General features: G+C 71.6%; 1 protein-coding gene. It reads right to left on the bottom strand.

Annotated elements, in window-relative coordinates:
• The coding region (locus tag FNH08_RS44285) for an SDR family NAD(P)-dependent oxidoreductase (protein WP_152777169.1) at positions 1-5,010 on the bottom strand (5,010 nt) is incomplete at both ends.

Genomic DNA, 5,010 nt, shown 5'->3' with positions numbered 1-5,010 from the left:
GCCACGATCCACCGGAAAACCCGACACACCGTCACCGCCGGACGCCACCAAGTCCCACAACGCCCCCGGCGAATCCACACCGCCCGGGAACCGGCACCCCATCCCCACGATCGCAACCGCCTCGTCCACACCGGCCGCCGGCTGCGTACGCGGTTGCGATGGAGCTGGCGCGGTGACCTCTCCGACGACCCGTTCGAGAAGGTGGTCGGTGAGTGACTTCGGGTTGGGGTGGTCGAAGACGAGAGTGGCGGGGAGCGCGATACCGGTGGCGGAGCCGAGCCGGTTGCGCAGATCCACCGCGGTGAGCGAGTCGAACCCGAGATCCTTGAAGCTGCGGGTCTCGTCCACCGACGCCGCCGAAGCATGGCCGAGCGCCTTGGCGACCTGTGCCCGGACCAACTCCAGCAGATCCCTGCGCTGTTCGGCAGGCGCCAGCTCCGCGAGACGGCGCGCCAGCTCACCGCCGTCCGCAGAAGCCGCATCGACGGTACGACGACGTGCCCTGACCGGTACCAGGTCGTGCAGGACAGCGGGAAGCGCGCCGTGTCCGGCCTCGCCGAGGGCGGACGTGCGCAGGGCGACGGGGACGACGGTCGGTTCGTTCGCGGCGAGCGCGGCATCGAGCAGGGCCAGGCCCTCGCCCGTCTCCAACGCCGGGAAGCCCTGGCGCGCCATCCGCTCCTGCTCCGCATCGCCCAGCGTGCCGCCCATACCGTCGGCAGTCGCCCACATGCCCCACGCCAGCGACACGGCCGGCAGACCCTGAGCCCGGCGAGCGACCGCCAGCGCGTCCAGCACATTGTTCGCCGCCGAGTACGCCCCCTGACCGGGATTACCCACCACACCCGCGAACGACGAGAACAACACAAACGCCGACAACTTCCGGTCAGCAGTCAACTCATGCAGATGCAGCGCCGACTCGGCCTTCGCCGCCAGCACACCCGCCAACCGCTCCGCCGTCAGATCCGCAATCAGACCGTCGTCCAGGACACCCGCCGCATGCACCACACCCGACAGATCAACACCGTCGATCAGAACGGCCAGCGCCTCACGGTCAGCCACATCACACGCTCGCACGCTGACCCTCGCACCCAACCCCTCCAGCTCCGCCCGGAGCTCAGCAGCACCAGGAGCCTCACACCCCCGCCGGGACACCAGCAGCAGATCCCGCACACCATGCACGGTGACCAGATGCCGGGCCACTTCCGCACCCAGACCACCCGTACCACCCGTGATCAACACCGTCCCATCGCCATCCCACGGCGACGGCACCCGCAGCACGACCTTGCCCACATGCCCGGCCTGGCCCAGCAGCCGCAACGCCTCCGGAGCCCGCCCCATCTCGAACGCCGTTACCGGGTTCGGCCGCAGCACGCCCCGCTCGAACAGCTCCAGCAGCGCGGCCCACATCTCCGCGATCCGGTCCCGACCCGCATCCATGTGGTCGAAGGAGGTGTAGTCGATGCCATGGTGCGCCCGCACCTGCTCGGGTTCGCGGATGTCGGTCTTGCCCATCTCCACGAACCGGCCACCAGGCCGCACCAACCGCAGCGAGGCGTCCACGAACTCCCCGGCGAGTGAGCCCAGGACCACGTCCACACCCGGCTGGAACCGCTCCTCGAACTCCGTCGTCCGGGAGGAGGCGATCCGCTCCTCGGGAACACCCAAGTCTCGTACGGCCGGCCACTTCGGCTCACTCGCCGTCGCGTACACCTCGCCGCCCAGGTGACGGGCCAGCTGTACGGCGGCCATACCGACACCACCGGCAGCGGAGTGGACCAGCAGCGACTCCCCGGCCCCGAGACCAGCCAGATCCACCAAGGCGTAATAGGCGGTCAGGAACACGAGCGGCACAGAGGCGGCCTGCTCGAACGACCACCCGTCCGGAACCCGCGCCAGCAACCGGGCATCCGTCACCGCCGTCGGAGCGAACGCCGCATCCAGCAGGCCCATCACCCGATCACCGACGGCGAGGCCGGTCACGTCCGGGCCGACCTCCACGACCACGCCGGCGCCCTCGTGCCCGAGCCGGCCGGCATCCCCGGGGTACATGCCCAGCACGTTGAGCACATCACGGAAGTTCATTCCCGCGGCCCGCACCGCCACCCGCACCTCACCGGCATGCAACGGGCGTGGCTCCTCCGGGACCAGCCTCACCCCGTCCAGCCGCCCCTGGGCCACCACATCCATCCGCCAGCCGGCGCCCACACCCACGGGCGGCACCAGGACGTCACCGCCCGCCATGCGAACGAGGCGGGGCACGCGTGCCGTGCCGTTGCGGATCAGTACTTCGCTCATCGTCTCCGGAACGCCGGCGAGCGTTTCCCAGGACGCGGAGTCGAGGTCGAGATCGGCCAGGGCGAAGCGCCCCGGGTGTTCGGCCGCGGCCGTGCGGACCAGGCCCCGTACCGCGGCCGCGGCCGGCTCGTTGACGGGCTCCTCGTGCTCGGCCGCGCCCGAGAGCACGATCATCAGGCGGGTTTCGGCAAGTCGTGGCTCCTGAAGCCACTCCCTGATCGAGCCGAGCGCCTCGATGACGGTCTCGCGGACGGAGCGGGCGTCCGTCGCGATCGGCAGGAGTACGGTGCTCGGCGGTTGCGTTCCGGCGTCGAGTGCCGTCCGGAGCGCCTCCAGGTCGGCGTACGGGGTCGTATGCCGGGCCGCTTGTACGTCCGGGACCTCGCCGAGGACGCCCCAGTCGCTGTTCCGGGCATCTCCGGCCGTGGTCATCGGTCGCCACTCCACCCGGAACAGCGCGTCCCGGACGAAGCTTCCGCTGCTCCCCAGGTCCGTGAGAGTGACCGCGCGCAGGAGGAGGCTGTCGATGGTGGCGACCGGTTCGCCTGTCGCGTCGGCGACGCGGAGTTCGACCGCGTCCTCGCCCCGCCGCCTCACGCGGACGCGCACTGTCGACGCGCCCACGGCCGACAGTTCCACGCCCGACCACAGAAACGGCAGCATGGCGTCGGCACCGTCCCGCTCCCACAGGCCCAGGACGTGCAACACCGTGTCCAGGAGCGCCGGATGCACGCCGAATCCCTCGCCGTCACCCGAGGTGGCGTCGGGCAGTGTGGCCTGGACGAACCAGTCGTCTCCGGCACGCCATACCGCTTCCAGGCCGCGGAACGCCGGGCCGTACGACAGGCCGACCGACCCCAACCGCTCGTAGAGCCCGTCGAGTTCGACCTGCTCCGCGCCCTGGGGCGGCCACGTTCGCAGGTCCCATTCCTCTTGGGACGGCGCGCCGGCCGCTGCCGAGGTGCCCGACGCGTGCAGCGTCCAGGGCAGTTCGTCGGCCGTGTCGTGCGGGCGGGCGTGAACGCGCAGGGCTCGGTGTCCGGCGGCGTCCGGGGGCTCCACGCTCACCTGGAGTTCGACGGCCCCGTCCGTCGGGAGGGCGAGCGGGGCGTGGAGGGTGAGTTCGACGATGTGGTTGCAGCCGGCCCGCTCCCCTGCCGCCAGCGCCAGCTCCAGCAGCGCCGTACCGGGCACGATCACCGTGCCCGCCACGGCATGGTCCGCGAGCCAGGGCTGGTCGGCGATGGACAGTCGCGCCGTCAGCAGCATGGTGTCGGTGTCGGCGACGGACACGGCCGCGCCGAGCAGCGGATGGCGGACGGGGCGCAGGCCCAGTCCGGCGGCGTCGACGGTGGTGCGCGGCGCTTCGAGCCAGGAGCGGCGGCGCTGGAAGGCATACGTCGGCAGCGGCACCTCGCGCGCGCCCGTGCCCGCGAAGACGGCCGCCCAGTCGACGTGGGTACCGCGAACGAACAGCTCGGCGACGGCTGCGAGGGTGGTTTCACGTTCATCGCGGTCACGACGCAGCACGCATACCGCGGGGACCGTGTCGACCAGCGCGGACAGGACGGGATCGGGGCCGATTTCGAGGAACCGGGCGACGCCCAGGTCGGCGACGGCGGTGCGGGCCGCGTCGTGGAAGCGGACGGCCTCGCGAACCTGCCGTACCCAGTAGTCAGCGGTCGTCCAGTCGTCTGCGCAGAGCACGGCGCCGGTGAGGGTGCTGACGGCGTGGAGCGTCGGACGGTGGTAGGTCGCCTGGGCGGCGATGTCGGCGAATTCCGCCAGCATCGGTTCCATGAGCGGGGAGTGAAAGGCGTGCGAGACGCTCAACAGCGTGGCCCGGCGGCCCTGTTGGCGTGCTGTTTCGACCAGGTGCCGCACGGCGTCCCCGCGTCCGGAGACCACGACGGATGTGGCGCTGTTCACGGCGGCGACGACTGCGCCGTCCGCGAGGAGCGCGGTGACCTCTTTCTCGGTTCCCTCGATCGCCGCCATGGCGCCGCCTTCCGGCAGGACCCGCATGAGCCGCGCGCGGGCCGCGACCAGCCGTACGGCGTCAGGCAGTTCGAGGACACCGGCCGCATAGGCGGCGGCGAACTCGCCCACCGAGTGCCCCAACACCACCTCCGGTTCCGAGCCCCAGGAGCGCAACAGTCGTATGAGGGCGACCTGCAGGGCGAACAGAGCGGTCTGGGCGTAGCCGGTGTCCTGGAGCACCTGCTCGTCGTCGCCGAACAGGACGGTGCGCAAGGGCTGTCCGAAACCGAGTTCGGCGTCGAGGAGTGAGCAGACGTGGTCGAGAGCGGTGGCGAAGGCGGGGAAGGTGGCGGCGAGTTGCCGTCCCATGCCGGGCCGTTGGCTGCCCTGGCCGGTGAACACCCACGCCGTGCGGCCCTCGGTCGCCGCTCCCTTGATCTCGGGTTCGCCCAGCTGGGCGCGGAGGTCGGCGAGGTCGTGGCCGAGGACGACGGCACGGTGGTCGAGTACGGCGCGGGTGGCCGCGAGGGAGAACCCGGTGTCCAGCGGGTCGGCGTCGACCGCCGTGAGTCGTTCGATCTGGGCTCGTAGTGCGTCGGCGCAGCGCGCGGACACCACCCAGGGGATCACGGGCAGGTCGACGGTCGTGGTCGGTCCGACGTCCGGCGCGGCCGATCCGTCGGCGTCCTCGGCGGGGGGCTCCGCGGCGGGCTCGGGGGCAGGCTCCACGGC

This window comes from Streptomyces spongiae (assembly GCF_009377185.1).
Classification (GTDB): Bacteria; Actinomycetota; Actinomycetes; order Streptomycetales; family Streptomycetaceae; genus Streptomyces; species Streptomyces spongiae.
Note: the sequence above shows the minus strand (reverse complement) of the source record. Positions and strands in the feature narration are given on the sequence as shown.